A 14,342-nucleotide genomic window follows, 5' to 3' on the forward strand; every position below is an offset into this window, starting at 1 on the left:
AATGCTGCAAGTGCGTTCAATCGCCGCCCTGCGAGGGGCATGACAAAGCCCGTGACTTGCGGCGTTTCGGCACCACGCACGCTCGCTGATCTGCGGCCCCCGCCTTCCCCCCGAAAGGTTTCCGTGTCCGGCGCCGTCACAAACGATCCCCGCCCCTTTCTCGGTGCCGATCTGGCTCGCAAAGTCTGAGCGCCAGGGGACGAGCGTGAAGGCGTGGATTTTCTCGACCAGGGCATGATTGCCCCCTCCGCTTCGATCCTGTGCGCGATACCCCGCGCGCCCCGGGCACCTCTGATGAGGTCCCGACGTGAGCATTGAAGGTCGCCCGATACCTTCGACGCCAATCTCGAAGTCTGATCGGTGCGACTATCGCAAACTCTAAAACGTCTGCGAGGGGTGGATCACGCCAGACGCAAGCCCGCAGACCTCCGGGCCTTGATTTGACAGGAATTGGCATGGCGCGGCACGTCCCCCCTCGCAACCGCCATCTCTGTCGACCCTGTGAAGGCAGAAGCAACGGAAGGGGTTTGGGATACGCAGAAAGTAGGCAGATAGCGAAGCGCATGTCTCCCTTACACCGGGCGGATTTCGCTCAGTTTGCGTTCCCACGCCAACGCATGTTCCACGATCATGCCCAGATCGTCGTACTGGGGCGTCCACGGAAGCATCGACTTGATGCGCTCGTTGTTGGAGATCAGCGCATCGGGATCGCCCGCCCGGCGCCCCTCGAAGCGGCGGTCGATGGTGAGGTTGGTCACGCGGTCTACTGCATCCAGCACTTCAAGCACTGAGAAGCCGCGACCATACCCGCAGTTCATGGTCAGCGACTGCAACGGCTGGGCGATGATCGCCTCGAGCGCCAGAACGTGCGCACTGGCGAGATCCGAGACGTGGATGTAGTCGCGTACACCGGTGCCATCGGGTGTATCGAAATCGATGCCGAATACGCCGACATGACTGCGTTTGCCCAGCGCCGCTTCCACCGCCACCTTGATCAAATGCGTGGCACCTGCGGTCGACTGACCGGTGCGGCCCTTCGGGTCGGCTCCGGCCACGTTGAAATAGCGTAGCACGCAATAATTGAACGGGTGAGCGCGGCTGACGTCACCCAGCATCGCTTCGGTCATCAACTTGGACATGCCGTAGGGGTTGATCGGTTCCTTCGGCGCATCCTCGGTCACGGGCGACACTTTGGGGATACCATAAGTCGCCGCTGTCGAGCTGAAGATGAAGTGCGGTACGCCCGCCGTTATCGCCGCTTCGATCAGGGCGCGGCTCTTGGCCGTGTTGTTGTGATAGTACTTGAGGGGATTCTCGACCGATTCCGGCACCACCACCGAACCAGCGAAGTGCATGATCGCACCTTTGCCGTCACCCATGCCCTGGTCAGCAAAGATGCGGGCGAGCAGGTCTGCGTCTTCGATATCGCCTTCATAGAAGGCGACGTCTTCGGGAATGGCGAAGCGGAAACCGGTGACCAGATTATCGATGACCGCCACGGACCACCCTGCGTCCTTCAGCGCCAGCACTGCATGGCTGCCGATATAACCGGCGCCGCCGGTAACGAGGACAGGATGCTTGGTCGTCATGAAAATCCTTGATAAAGCGGGGTCGTTGAGAGCGTGACCGAAGACCCAGAGCTAACGCACTAAATGCGCAATGTCTCGATCCTGTTACGAAATTTATCGAACTGAACAGATTGCGGGTGAGCGCGCGATAGGCCTCGCGATGTCCACTCCATCCACACGGCTTTTCCTCGGCGTTGCCTTAACCGCATCACGGGTCTCGGCAGATAGCATACATGTATACCTGGCATATTGTAGACATGTATGCTTGCAATGATTTTCCACCACAACTTAATCAGCAAGAACGAGAGATTGCCACGCGGCGATGGCCCCAAGTACGATGGCCCTATGGTGCGGTGCAACCACGCAGCTGATCAGCCCTGCGGGTCCACGATTTTAGCAGCAGTGCCTACTGCCTCGTGGCAAAGCCCGTAAACCTTGGCATCGGGGAGTGCTTCGCGAAGTCACGGTCCAACGGGAGAGCGTGAAGTCACGTGCTTTCTCGATCACGGCATAACTGCCCGCCTCCACGTCGATCCTGCCCGCGATGCGTTCCTTTATCCACGCAACGGATGCAGCTTAAACATAAGTCTTACCAGATCGCCCGATACTTGCGCAGCCAACCGCAAAAGATCGCGGCGCTGCACCTTTGTGAGTACACCGCGCCGCAGTCGGAACGCGTGCGCATCTTCGTGCGCGAAACCCTGCTCCACCGGCCATTGCCGCTGGACGGCGAGAGCACCGCGCAGCTCGCGTCCGAATCCCTGGTCACGCGCGCCGGATACATGGGGATCGGAAAGCTCGTGATCGAGCCATGTCGCGCCGTTGAAGGTCGCCAGCTACGCGAGCGGTCGCTTCGCCAGAGCCTCAACCTTGACCGGATAATCACGCAATCGCCGCTCCTCAAGCGCTCCGACCCGCTTGAGAAAGTCACCGAGGATCTCCAGGCGCCCGAAACATCTCTTTGGCCGATCAGGCCCGCCCGGCGAAAGCCTTCCAGACGGCGTTCGAGAGAAGCTCGCTCTGGGCCTTACCCGCACCGATTCGGACAGCCTCTCCCGGCTAAATACCATAGAGCCCGCGCGGCGCGCTGGGACTTGCATTCCACACCAGACGCGGCTTGGGAAGAATCGCGCTCGTCAGGACAAGCCCTGCCCTACTCACAGGTGCAATACTTGGTCCAACCGCTCACATCGGTCGAGCGCATGACCTGCGCGGGCGGGGAGGCACTTCCTGCTGCGAACGAGTGCCGACGGCACACGGATCCAGATCAGCACCCGCTAGTTGAACCGTCAGCGCAAACCTTTCGCGCTCAAAAAGCGTTATAGTAGTGCAAAGGGAACCCTGACGGTCCGTAGGGGTTTTCTCATCTTCGTACCCAAGGGCGACGCGGGCGGGCGAGACCACCGCCGTTCGAAGGTTATCCCGGCATTCTCATCCAAGCGCTGAGCGATCAGCCCAAAAGCTCCCCTGCAGTTAACGCAAAACTTGGCGCGCGGACTCCGGTCTGGTAGCATAATGATGCGCTGCGCAAAAGGCGGCGCCGGGACTGGTAATCCCGTCAGTAAATCCAGCTCGGAAAACATGGTTTTCCGGGGTGTCGTCGCGTATGTCCAAACCTTCGGGTGAAAGGCGGCGACGCATGTTACTGACATGTTACCAGCTCCGGCGGCTCCCGCGCGTTAGCGTGCGGGAGTTCGGGGCCAGTCCGCGTAATGCTCTGAAACCTTCCGCTACCGCCCTGACGCGGACCGGAGGTACATATGAACACGATCGTTCCGGCTACTTCACATACCCTTGGCGCTGCTTCGCCGAGCGCTGCCATCGTCACTTTGCCGAGCGAGAATTCCGAGCTCGGAGCGCTCTGGCGCCGCTACAATGCGCGGCCCGTCCGGCTCTTGCGTACCCGGGAAGGGCGCGCGCTCAGCTTGGAGCGGTATTTGCGCGCCGGCGAGTTCATGGGATCGCTGACGTCTGGCACTGCCGACGACACCGCCTATTTCTTCTACTCGGCGGGGATCGTCGCGCAGCTGGCAATGTCCTCGCACCTGCTCGACGTGGGCTTTCCCGACATGTGGTGTGCGAAGTACATCGGCCTTCATGTCGATCGCTCACTGGCGTACGCCAACGCCACGGGATTCGGCTATGAGGATGCTGCGACCGAACGGCTGCTGGACGTACTGTCGCCCTACTGGAAATGGAACAGCCTCAGCCGCGCGCAGGGGATAGAGCCCGACGATGGTGGCTTCGCCGCCGACGAAGTCCGCGAGATCATCTCCACACTCGTTGACCATGTCGCGGAGGTGACAGGGCACACCTGCCAGGCACGGCGCGGCGCTCGATCCTGATCAAGCGGCGTGGCTGCGGGCCGAATCGGCTCGCCAATCGCTCAAAATCCGGGCAAGTTCGCGAATGGGCCGGGATGCGGGCAGTTCGACGACCGCCGCAGCGCCGCGCGGCAAAAAAATTTATGTCATCCGGTGGAGGGCACCAGAGTTCATGAGAATACACCGGGCCATGTCTTTCGGTGCAAACCGGCGCGTGCGTGTGTTCTCAGGCAGTTGCGCTTTTCCAGGGATGCCCCAATTATACTCGTGGCCGGCCAGTCCAACCCTCGAAAAAGGAAGGATGCGCCACACGAATACCGCCTCTCCCAATGCGTTCGTGCGTCTGCCTCAGGTACTCAAGGAAACCGGGCTGTCGCGCGCGACACTCTATCGCTAGGTCCAGGATGGGACCTTGCCCCGACAGGTCCGCGTCGCGCAGCGATGCGTCGGCTGGCGCCGGAGCGCTATCGAGCAGTGGCTTGCCAACCCGTTCTTCTGTTCTGTCGATCACCACGCCTGAGCCGCCCAGACCAAATCTGTCCCGGGAAAAAATGATGCTGCCGCCCGGCTGACCGGGCGGCAGTGCCGTCTGTCACCATCCCTCGCGGTCTTGACGGTCCATCGAGCGCACGAGCATGACAAGGGCGTACACGAAATGCTTGCGGGCCTGCCGCCTGGAAAGGCCAAGGCGAACGGCGATCTCGTCCGTCGTCAGGTCTTCGAAGCGTGCCAACAGGAACACCTCGCGATGCAGGGCCGGCAGCGATGCCACCGCCCGGTGCATACGGCGCATCCTCTGATCCTCGATCTCTGGGAATGCGTCACGCAGGCGCGCCTCCTTTCTTCGCAGGCACCACACAGCGATGCGCTGGATCATGACCGATCCTCCCCGAATGAAAGGAGATAGTCCGCAGCCTTACTTGCTGCGCTCGCGGCGCGGAAAATCGCCTTTTCGTCAGCGCGAATCAGGTGAAGCCACGTCGCAATGCAATCGGAATGCCGGACGCTGGGCTCGATACCCAGCGCTGCGCAAGTGAACGCTGATGTGAGTTCGGCCGTCAATTCTTCCCGGGCGTAAGCCTCAGATCCGAAGTGACCGGTCTGATCGCGCTCCAGGCGTCCCTTGCCGCCGACCCAGTGGCCCAGTTCGTGAAGTGCCGTCCGGTACCAGTCGGCGGGCTCGGGAAAGGCTGCCTGAGGAGGCACCTGCACATAATCGAAGCCCGGCGCATAGAAAGCATCGACGCCGCCCACCCGGAAATCCGCGCCCGTGTCGGCAATGAGCCGGTCCGCCTGCCCGATCGCCAGAACCGGATCGGGCAGTTCACCCGGTGCCGTCAGATCATCGCAAAGACCCTCGCACTGGTCCAGATTGAAAACCACAAACCGTTTCAGAAACGCAATCGTCTTCGCCTGTGCGCCCTCGCTCTCGGCCCGTGCTGCCTCATCCCTGGGGACGAACCTGTCAGCGTAGCACACAGTGGTGCCCTTCTCGCCGCGCCGGACGTTGCCACCAGCCGCCTCGGCCTGCCGGTATGTAAGCCATCGCTGCGAGGAGAACCCGTTACCCGCTCCCGCTGCCCATAAAATGAGCACATTTATCCCGGAATAGTAGCGGCCCGACGCCGCATTTCTCGGCATCATGCAGGGACAACGCGAAGGATCCCACGGCTTCACCCAAGGCAGGCGCCCGTCTTCCAGCTCGGCGATGATCCGCGCGGTGACCTCACCATAGAGGCTGTGATGGCTCATCTTCTCTGCTCCTTTCTCAACCGCCATTGACCGGCGCCAGGGTGGCGGGGGGCGGCAGGAGCATGCTCGACAGCCCCGCCGGCCTAAGGCGGGGCGCACCTGCAAAGGCCGAAATGAAATGGAGGAGCCGGGCGCGAAGCGGACGGGTTGCGGCCCGGCGAGGCGGGGCTACAGGGCAGCGACGCCCCCCGCCACTTTGGAGCCGACAAGGCCCAGCGCCGCCGCGCGCCCGCGCGGCGCCCGCATCCGGGATGCCCAGGGCATCCCGAGCGAACCGCGATGCGGGACGAGACTTTCGCGCCAGGGATCGTTGCGGCCTTGCCGGCGAGACGCCGCCAGGCGGCTCGACTGGAGCGTCAGCGAAAGCAGAGCCTGGCCCGGCCGTGGGGCCGGGGGCGCCCCTGCTAAGCTTCGGCGCCGCGGATGGGAGAAGGAAAGCGCGTGCGTCGGCATTTTTGCCTGATGACGCGGTGTAGTGTCAGCCCCGAAGCAGGCGGGCTCACACGGACGGGACTTACTGCCGGGTCAACGGGAGTTCGATCGGCTCCTGCGCCAAAGCGTTTGCCGTAGTCAATTTTCTAAGCTGGACGAAGAACTCCAGCAGCTCGAATTCATCCTGCGGCCAGCCGCTGAAGAATGCATTGTCTAGCGCACGATTGACCTGCGCGATTTCCACGCAATCGCTGTCATTGTCCATTTGCAAACCGCCTCCGGATACCATCGGCGTTCAGCGTAGGGGCGAATGCATATCTATCTGAAGTTACAATTGCGAAAGCCATTGTGACTCCATTTGCGGGGCCGCTACGCCTGATTTACGGAACCGCTACTATCGCCGGCCGCTTGCCTGTCGCAGGAACGCGTGAGGGATGGCCCCTCCTGTCACCAGACAGGATCTCGCTGAATTCTGCGCACTGCTCGACAATACCCCGGCTTCTACTGGGAGAACCGTGATGGGGCGGCGAGTTCGCAGGGATTTGCACCATTCCGCTCCGGCAAGCGGCTGCTTGCACTGTTCATCACTAGGCGAAGTGCAGTGTCCGTGGCCCTCACGGCGGCGGCTTTTCCGGCTGCAGCCCGCAGTCCTCAGCAAGGGCTGCTTCGTGAGGGAACAAGGAAGGGAACATCGAGATGGGAAAATTGACCGTTTTTCACGTCCGCGCCGCCAAGAACGGGCGTCACTGCGATGGCGACGGCCTCTACCTTATGGTCAATGGAAATCGCGCACGCTCGTGGGTGCTGCGCATTCAGCATCAGGGACGGCGGCGCGATATCGGCCTGGGGTCAGTCGACCTTGGTCGCCGCCGCCAGGATGATCCGGTCCATGCGGTAGAAATCTTGCGCAGGAAAGTGCTCACCCTTGCCGAGGCTCGCGACAAAGCCGCAATCCTGCGCCGGCTGACGCTCGCTGGACTCGATCCGGTGGCCGAGCGCGACCGCGAGGTGCGGCGTATTCCCACTTTCGCACAAGCCGCCGATCTGGCGCACGCGGAGCTCTCAAGGGGGTGGACCGCCAAGCATGCGGCCGATTTCAAATCGACCATGCTCAGCTATGCTATACCCACACTTGGTAGCCACAGCGTCGACATTATCGACCACGCCATGATCCGGGCCACTCTGGCTCCGGTGTGGACAGACAAACCGTCTACCGCAAAGAAGGTATTCACCCGCATCAATCAGGTGCTGGCCTACTGCCATGCGACCGGCTTGCGCACGCAGGACGTCCCGCAAAAACAGGTCGTTCGCCGCGGCCTCGCGCGCCAATCACAAAGTCAGCACCATCCGGCTGTCCCATTCCGACAGGTGCCCGTGTTCATGCATGACCTGCTTGGCGGGACAGAAAGCTCCGGACGGCTCGCACTTGCCTTTGCAGCGCTGACCGCTTCACGCAGCGGGGAAGTGCGTCAGGCAACCTGGGACCAGATCGACCTCGACACAAAAATTTGGTCTAAGCCTGCGCACATCATGAAATCGCGTAGAGCGAGCAGCGTACCGCTAAGTGAAGCAGCGCTCGTCATCTTGCGCCGGGCCGCAGTGCTGAGAGGCAAATCGCACGTGGTATTCCCAGGGCGCAGCGGTGCTTTGCTCAATAACGGAGCCCTTCGCAACTCAATGCTCGCACAAGGATGGGGCCATGCGACGGTCCACGGACTTCGTTCAAGTTTTCGGGATTGGGCCGCAGAAGAGATGCCCGCCATACCCGCAATGGTCGCCGAATTGATACTCTCGCACGGCGTGCTTTCGCAAACCGAGAGAGCCTATCTGCGAAGCGACCTCACCGCCATGCGGCGAACGCTGATGGAAGCCTGGGCCGCATTCATCATGCCCCAACCCGAGAAGCTCGCCAGCGGCGCTAGCGTCCCGTGTTCGGACCCTCTCACGATCGATCGGTGAACTGCCAGCAGGCCGCCATCTTGCTGGCACGGTGTAGCCGGTGAAGGTCAAACGTTCAGCCGGCCGACCCACGGGACGGTCCAGGCTACTTGACCCACTGCCGGGCAAGTCCCCATGTGATCAGATATTTTCCCGCATCACGCTCATTGACATAGATGTGGGCGAGCGTGCGGCCATAGGCATCCTTGCCGAGGCGTTCGATCGTCACATGCCCCTGACCGATCAGGTTCTTCAGGGCATCGCGGCTCTCGTTCCCAAGCTGGAAGTCGCACCATGGCGGGTTTTTGGAAGCCGCCAGCTTCTTGCGCTGCGCCTTCTCGCAGCGCGCAGAGCCATCAAGTTCTGGGGCATCGATATCCGCCAGGCGCACCCGCTCCCCGCTGCAGAGACGGATGGTATCGCCATCATGGATCGACGAGACGCAAATGCCGGAAGCGGAGGCAGACGCTGCGGCGATCGCCAGTAGGAGGGACATCGCAGCGATGTAACTGGCGCTACGATGCCTGTCGCATGAAAATAGATCCAGTCCGGATGAAAAGGCTGTCCGCCCGCGTGGCGAGGCGGCAACGCTTGGCGCGTGAAGTGTCCCCGCGCCAAGCGTGCATGTCGGGAGGGGTCATCATGCGGCGGCAGATTTCAGAACGCCACGCTCAGCCCCGCGCGCGCCGAAAAGTCCGTGCCGGTGCTGGTCTGCTCGGTTCGTGCCGAGATTTTCCAGGTGAAATCATAGCCGCCTGCCAGCATGCTCACTTCGCCGATCCATGCGCCTTTGAGGCTGTCGCCGGCGATCGTGAAGGCATCGCCTGCATCGTAGCTGTCACCGCCGTTGAAGTAGGCCGTCGTGCTGCCGAGCTTTCCGGTCAGGACCTCGCGCCGCCCGGCTTCGAGCTGGAAGGTCAGCGGACGCCAGTCCGGCGAGATCGTGCCCAGCGAGTAGGAGGCCGTGACCGTCGGAGTGGCGGTCAGCATCTTGCTGGTGCGGCTCGCGACGGTGAGCGCCATCGCGTCGCTGTCGGCGGTTTCGGCGTAACCGTCTTCCCTCAGCCACATCTGCTCCAGCTCCAGCTTGGGCTTGAGGCTGAAGCGGCGCGACATGTCGAACCGATACGAGGCGCCGGCCAGGCCCGAGAACAGCCAGCCCTTCCAGTTGCCGTCGGCCGAGTACGAGAAGTCGGTATCGTCGATCGTGCCGGTGTAGGTCCGGGTCGAATCGATCGAAATGCGCGAGGCGCCGATGCGTGCCCACGCGAGCAGCGGACCGTTCTGGGTGCGCCAGAACAGGCCGAGGTCATGCTGGCCGATATCGAGCTTGCCGGTACCACCGTTGTTCTTCACCTTGCCTTGCATCCAGGCGTAGGAGACGCCGAAGTTGCCAAGATCGGTATGCCGCTCGACACCGCCCGAGAGGCCCCAGCCATTGGCCTTGTAACCAGCCGAGCCGGCGGCGTCCTTGCTCGCGCGCCAGTAGATCGGCTCGAACCAGCCGCCGATGTCGGAGATATCGAACAGGGTCGTATCATCGCTGATGTGACGGGCGGCGAGACGATCGGCTGTGGTTACGGCCTTGAACACGCCGCCGGCATGATCGGGCAGCAGCCCGCCGACCTGGTCGCGCAGCGTTGCCGAATCCTCGACCTGCAGCAGGCTGTCGGTGATGTCGTCATCGTTCTGCGCGGTCGCGTAGACCGCGTCCCAGGCCGAAGCCTGCGACTTGGTAAGGCCGAGTTCGCCGGTCGTCTTGCGCGAAAGGGTCAGGTAGACGTTGTCCTCATCGCTTGTAACCGCACCGTTGTAGATGAACGGCGTGTCGACCGACGCGTTGAGCGAACCCTCGATTGCGAGATTGTCCGAGGTGAGCACGGTATAGGTGCCCTCGGCGGTCGCGAGGCTATTGACCGTCGCCGTTACGCTGGTGCCATCGGCCAATGTCGCGCTCTTGACCACGATCGTCGAGCTCTCGTCCCCGTCGACGTAGACGCCGATCGTCCCGCTCGATCCGACCGTAAGAGTGCCGAAGCTGACTGTCGTCGCCTCATCGGGAATGAGCGTGCCGCCGTTGACGGTCACCGCGACGTTGTCCGCATTGGCGAACTGGCCCGAGTACGTGGCGGTGTCGTTGATGGTGACGGTGCCGGTCTCCCCGGCGAAGTCCATCGTGCCCGAATAGCTCGATTCGCCCGAGAGCGTCGCGATCGCCGTGCCGCTGCCGAAATAGATGTCACCCGAGTACAGAGCATCCTCGGACAAGGCCAGAGTATCGTCACCCGCCCCGAAATACGTGTCGCCGATGATCTGACCGGTCGAAGCCGAAAGGCTATCGTTGCCCGACCCCAGCAGGATGTTGCCGCTGATCTGGGCATAGATGGAGGGATCTTCCTCGTCATTGTCCTCGACGTACTCGGCGCTCGTCTCGGCATCATCGTCGTTGAGGTACTGGGTGATGGTGACCCCGGTGGTGTTCGCCGACAGGTCGATCGCGGTGCGCGTGTCGGTGCTCGAGCCGCCGGCGGTGATGAAGCCGGTGTTCTCGATCGAGGTCAGCGTGCCGGACAGGTCGCGGATCGCGGTCGTCGAGCCTTCACCGCTGGAGGTGAGCGAAGCCGAGATCGTCCCGCTGTTGTAAAGGTTCGTGACCGTGCTGCCTTCGTTGATGAGCAGCGCCGTCGCCGATTGATCGTAGGAGATCGCGCTGAGCGTGCCCGAGACGCCGATGCCGTCAGTCAGGGTGACGTTGCCGCCCTCGCCGCCGATCACCAGGCCGTAGGCATCGGTATTGCTGTAGTAGGAGTTGGCAGTCACCGACCCGTCGATGACGATCGAGTAGGTGCCCATGTTGCCGGTGACCGAACCGACGGTGATGTCGCTGGTTCCGCCGACCTGGATCGCGGGCCCATTGCCATATGTGGTGATGACGCCGGTGGCTTCGTCGCTGTCGTCGACGCCGTCTCCATCCTCGTCGTCATTGTCATCATCGCGGTCGATCGGCGCGGCCGCCACATAGATGCCGCCATCGACGTTGCCAGTGATCGAAACTGCCGCGGTCCCCGTACGCAGCGCCGCGCGCGCGAGCACTTCGGTCGTGCCATCATCGTCGGTGTAGGAGTAGCCCTTGGTCACCGTGCCCTGGATCGTCACCGTTCCGCTGACGTCGCCGGCCACGTTGATCGCGCTCGATCCCGAGCCGACGACCGAGACGGTGCCCTCAACGGTCAGATCGCCATCGATCCCTTGCGCCGAGATGCCCACCGCGTTGTCACCGATTACCTTGATCGTGCCGATATTGGTGATCGAGCCGGTCCAGTCACCGTCGAGCACGATGCCGCCCGAGTTCTGGCCCTCTACCGTAATCGAACCTTCATTGAGGATCGTGCCTGCCGCATCGCCGGTCACATGGACGCCATAGCGGTTGCTGGCCGAGGCGATGTTGTCGGTGACGATGCCGTCCGAATCCTCATCATCGACGACGTAGTCCTCCAGCACGGTGATCACGCCGTCTTCGCCGATGTCGAGGCTCGAGGTCGTCCCGGAATTGACGGTGATGCCCGAGGTGTTGCTGGCGCCGCCCATTTCCAGGGTGCCGCCCATGGTCACGGTCGAATCGCTGTTGATGGTGATGCCGCTGCCGCTGGCCAGCGCGATCGTGCCGTTCTCGCCCACCGTCACGTTGCCGGCACTCGAGGTGGAGAGCGCGCTCGTAGTATCCTTGGTCACCGAGGTATCGGCAAGCGAGGGCGTGGAGACGAGCGCGAGCGCGAGCGCTCCGAGGCTGGCGGTATTCTTGAACGAACGCATGGCGAGGGTGTCCCGAAAAGGATGAATTTCAACTGGTCTTGGTGGAAGGCCGGGCGGCCTCAGGTCGCGATGCCGATGAGAGCCGTACCGGTGTATCCGGCGCTCACGCTGCCACTGAGGCTCGGCGTCTGCTGGGCGATCTGGGCAGACGTGTTGTCGCCGAACACGTTGTCGGACGAAAGCGAGATCGCGTTGTAGTTGGCGATGCTGGCGGTGTAGCGGGTGTCGCCGGTGAACACGGCCGTGTTGTTGGCGGCCGGCATGGCGAGCTGCGAGATCAGCGTCGCCGTGCGCCCGGTGCTGGCCGAAGTCAGGCCGCCCGTGAACACCTCGAAATGGATGTGCGGCCAGCGGCCCGAATAGCAGGCCGGGTAGATCGTGGTGAAGGTGACCTTGCCGTCACTGTCGGTCACCTGCACCCCGCGCAGATAGCTCTCGGTCGTGACCCCGCTGGAGTAAAGCGAATAGAGGCCCGCCGCATCGCAGTGCCACACGTAGATCGCAGCGCCCTCGATCGGCGTGCAGCCATTGCTGACGTCGACGAGCTGCAGTTCGATCGTGAGTTGCACGCCATCGGCGGTATTGGTCGAGCCGATGAAGCTGGAACGGATATCGGAGCGTACCACGCCGCTCTGGGTGAGCACGTTCGAGGTGGAACCGCTGGCCGTGTTGGTGCCGTCGGCCGGGTAAGGACCATTGGTCTCGGTGGGATCGGCGATGCAGCTTGCATCCGAGGTGCCCCCCGAAGTGGACGATGAGGAGGTGCTCGACGTCGAGGAGGACGAACTGGACGTGGATGACGACGAGGTCGAAGAGGAACTGGTGGCGCCCGAGCTCGACGAACTGGAGGAATCGTCCCCGCCGCACGCGGCCAGCGCCGCTGCCGTGCCCGCGCTGGCCATGAAAGCCAGTGCCCGGCGCCGGGCGAACATCTCGCGTCCTATCGCCTGAAGGTCTTCGGCCAGCCCATGGCCGTGCGGCTCCCCGCCAGAGGCGCCCCGCTCCCGAGTTCCCATCACCGTCCTCCTTCGCGTCCGGCGTGATCGCTGGACCTGAGCGGCGAGGACTGTGCTGCGGGCTTTGCCCGGGGATTTCAGGCGAATTGCACGAGAATTGCGATCAGTTTGCTATCGCGCCAACGAAGTACAGGCAGCGCGCTAACCGGCCGGGCGATCGTCCGCTACCGCCGGGACGAACAGGTAACCCTCGTTACGAACGGTGCGGATGATATCGCTGCCGCCCTCGCCGTCGGAGAGCTTGCGCCTCAGACGCGAAAGCTGGACGTCGATGGCCCGGTCGTAATGATCCGAATCCTCACCGCGCGACCAGTCGAGCAGCTGGTCGCGCGTCAGCACGCGGCGCGGATGCTCGGCGAAGGCCCGCAGCAGGCGGAATTCGCCATCCGACAGCGAGATAAGCGCATTGGTCGGATCGAACAGCAGGCGCAGGCCCAGATCCATGCGCCATCCCGCGAAATGCAGACAGTCACCCGAATCGGCCTCGATCGTGCGGGGCGTGGCCACCTCGGCCAATGCTCCGGCGGGCGCGGCCCCGGCCCTGCGGCGCAGAACGGTGCGGATGCGGGCCAGAAGCTCGCGCGGATTGCACGGCTTGGCGAGATAGTCGTCGGCGCCCATCTCCAGCCCGACGATCCGGTCTACGTCGCTGCCGACCGCAGAAAGCATGATCACCGGCGGCGCATCGGGCCCCAGTTGGCGCAGGGCGGTGAGTCCATCCTCGCGCGGCATCATGACGTCGAGCACGATCAGGTCGAAACTCTCGCTCGCCAGCAGCTTGCGCATCTCAAGCGGATCGGCCGCCGTAGTGGCGTCGTAGCCGTGCTTGGCGAGGAAATCGCCGATCAGCGAGCGAATGCCCTCGTCGTCGTCCACGATGAGAATGCGGGTGTGCAGGTCCATTGCATGCGGTTCTAGGATCATTGTGCGCTGATGGATAGTGCGTGTTCCGGGCGGATTTCAGCCGTCGTTACACCCTGCGACACCCCTGAAATGTCGCTGCAAAGCAGTGAAATCCACAGGCAACCTCGCCCCCCGAAAAGCTGGGTCATGGACAGTCGAGCTTGCCGCGATACGTATCGGCCAGCCGTGTTCGCGGATCTTAGTGCGCCCCCCGCGCCCTTTCCCGCGACATGCGGTTCCGCTGCGTTCAAGGCCACCGTCCGGGATCCCTCCGCCAAGGGGTCTCGCGGTGCCGGGGCCATCGACCGAGCGGGTTCTGTAGTCGCACCCGTCCCGTTCGCCGGTGGCCCCGGAACAAATCGAAAAGAAATTACCCAAAAGGCTCTCCACGCGTCGGATAATTTCTTGATTGATAGTCTGCAAAACGACACAAGTGCGTGGTACTTGCCGCGCCAGCAGCTGATTGGGCGCCTTAAACGCGCTTACAGCCAGAAAGTTTCCAGCCGGACCCGCCTCTTTTGGCGATTCATGTCCGGCCCGGTCCGTGGTGACCGTTCCCGCCACCCGCTTCGGTGGGCGGCGGGAACGCGGAGCGG

Annotated in this window: 12 protein-coding genes; 3 read left to right on the forward strand and 9 right to left on the reverse strand. The window is 62.9% G+C overall.

All coding sequences use genetic code 11. The features are described 5' to 3' along the window. Window positions 1-572: 572 nt before the first annotated feature. The gene (gene galE, locus QRN25_RS16970) at window positions 573-1,589 is read right to left on the reverse strand and encodes a UDP-glucose 4-epimerase GalE (protein ID WP_285020387.1); all 1,017 of its coding nucleotides are present in this window, start codon (window positions 1,587-1,589) and stop codon (window positions 573-575) included. A gap of 533 nt (window positions 1,590-2,122) precedes the next feature. Continuing rightward, window positions 2,123-2,404 (reverse strand): DUF3363 domain-containing protein, encoded by a 282-nt coding sequence (locus tag QRN25_RS26390; protein WP_350224260.1) that lies wholly within the window; start codon window positions 2,402-2,404, stop codon window positions 2,123-2,125. A gap of 924 nt (window positions 2,405-3,328) precedes the next feature. Here QRN25_RS26390 and QRN25_RS16975 point away from each other — a divergent pair. Next, complete coding sequence (locus QRN25_RS16975) at window positions 3,329-3,913, forward strand: hypothetical protein (RefSeq protein ID WP_285020388.1); 585 nt, start codon at window positions 3,329-3,331, stop codon at window positions 3,911-3,913. Between the two features lie 391 nt (window positions 3,914-4,304). Continuing rightward, window positions 4,305-4,412 (forward strand): helix-turn-helix transcriptional regulator, encoded by a 108-nt coding sequence (locus QRN25_RS26395; protein ID WP_350224257.1) that lies wholly within the window; start codon window positions 4,305-4,307, stop codon window positions 4,410-4,412. 72 nt (window positions 4,413-4,484) lie between these two features. Here the strand turns inward: QRN25_RS26395 and QRN25_RS16985 are convergent, their stop codons facing one another. The 3 genes from QRN25_RS16985 to QRN25_RS16995 form a co-directional block, all read right to left on the reverse strand. Further along, window positions 4,485-4,769 (reverse strand): RNA polymerase sigma factor, encoded by a 285-nt coding sequence (locus QRN25_RS16985; protein WP_285020389.1) that lies wholly within the window; start codon window positions 4,767-4,769, stop codon window positions 4,485-4,487. Further along, window positions 4,766-5,644 carry an ArdC family protein gene (locus QRN25_RS16990; protein WP_285020390.1) on the reverse strand — a complete coding sequence of 293 codons (879 nt, stop codon included), beginning with the start codon at window positions 5,642-5,644 and terminating at the stop codon, window positions 4,766-4,768. The genes QRN25_RS16985 and QRN25_RS16990 overlap by 4 nt, the downstream gene beginning before the upstream one ends. A gap of 514 nt (window positions 5,645-6,158) precedes the next feature. Continuing rightward, window positions 6,159-6,341 (reverse strand): hypothetical protein, encoded by a 183-nt coding sequence (locus QRN25_RS16995; protein WP_285020391.1) that lies wholly within the window; start codon window positions 6,339-6,341, stop codon window positions 6,159-6,161. 431 nt (window positions 6,342-6,772) lie between these two features. Between QRN25_RS16995 and QRN25_RS17000 the strand changes: the two genes are divergently transcribed. Continuing rightward, on the forward strand, window positions 6,773-8,035 hold the full coding sequence (locus QRN25_RS17000) for a tyrosine-type recombinase/integrase (protein WP_285020393.1): 1,263 nt from the start codon (window positions 6,773-6,775) through the stop codon (window positions 8,033-8,035). An 85-nt stretch (window positions 8,036-8,120) separates the two neighbouring features. On the opposite strand, the gene QRN25_RS17005 is transcribed toward QRN25_RS17000, so the two are convergent. The 4 genes from QRN25_RS17005 to QRN25_RS17020 form a co-directional block, all read right to left on the reverse strand. Beyond that, window positions 8,121-8,405 (reverse strand): thermonuclease family protein, encoded by a 285-nt coding sequence (locus QRN25_RS17005; protein ID WP_081799101.1) that lies wholly within the window; start codon window positions 8,403-8,405, stop codon window positions 8,121-8,123. A 266-nt stretch (window positions 8,406-8,671) separates the two neighbouring features. Then, a complete protein-coding gene (locus QRN25_RS17010) occupies window positions 8,672-11,827 on the reverse strand; it encodes an autotransporter outer membrane beta-barrel domain-containing protein (protein WP_285020394.1) in 3,156 nt (1,051 codons plus the stop codon). A 59-nt stretch (window positions 11,828-11,886) separates the two neighbouring features. Beyond that, window positions 11,887-12,843 (reverse strand): dioxygenase family protein, encoded by a 957-nt coding sequence (locus QRN25_RS17015; RefSeq protein ID WP_051586969.1) that lies wholly within the window; start codon window positions 12,841-12,843, stop codon window positions 11,887-11,889. Between the two features lie 141 nt (window positions 12,844-12,984). After that, window positions 12,985-13,746, reverse strand: coding sequence for a response regulator (locus QRN25_RS17020; protein ID WP_285020396.1), 762 nt, complete (start codon window positions 13,744-13,746; stop codon window positions 12,985-12,987). Window positions 13,747-14,342: the final 596 nt, after the last annotated feature.

This window comes from Novosphingobium sp. fls2-241-R2A-195 (assembly GCF_030209485.1).
Taxonomy (GTDB): domain Bacteria; phylum Pseudomonadota; class Alphaproteobacteria; order Sphingomonadales; family Sphingomonadaceae; genus Novosphingobium; species Novosphingobium resinovorum.

What these genes read in the sequence shown, in the direction of transcription:
- galE (WP_285020387.1), bottom strand. Translation starts at nt 1,589, where the DNA reads ATGACGACCAAGCATCCTGTCCTCGTTACCGGCGGCGCCGGTTATATC.
- QRN25_RS16975 (WP_285020388.1), top strand. Translation starts at nt 3,329, where the DNA reads ATGAACACGATCGTTCCGGCTACTTCACATACCCTTGGCGCTGCTTCG.
- QRN25_RS16985 (WP_285020389.1), bottom strand. Translation starts at nt 4,769, where the DNA reads ATGATCCAGCGCATCGCTGTGTGGTGCCTGCGAAGAAAGGAGGCGCGC.
- QRN25_RS16990 (WP_285020390.1), bottom strand. Translation starts at nt 5,644, where the DNA reads ATGAGCCATCACAGCCTCTATGGTGAGGTCACCGCGCGGATCATCGCC.
- QRN25_RS16995 (WP_285020391.1), bottom strand. Translation starts at nt 6,341, where the DNA reads ATGGACAATGACAGCGATTGCGTGGAAATCGCGCAGGTCAATCGTGCG.
- QRN25_RS17000 (WP_285020393.1), top strand. Translation starts at nt 6,773, where the DNA reads ATGGGAAAATTGACCGTTTTTCACGTCCGCGCCGCCAAGAACGGGCGT.
- QRN25_RS17010 (WP_285020394.1), bottom strand. Translation starts at nt 11,827, where the DNA reads ATGCGTTCGTTCAAGAATACCGCCAGCCTCGGAGCGCTCGCGCTCGCG.
- QRN25_RS17015 (WP_051586969.1), bottom strand. Translation starts at nt 12,843, where the DNA reads ATGGGAACTCGGGAGCGGGGCGCCTCTGGCGGGGAGCCGCACGGCCAT.
- QRN25_RS17020 (WP_285020396.1), bottom strand. Translation starts at nt 13,746, where the DNA reads ATGGACCTGCACACCCGCATTCTCATCGTGGACGACGACGAGGGCATT.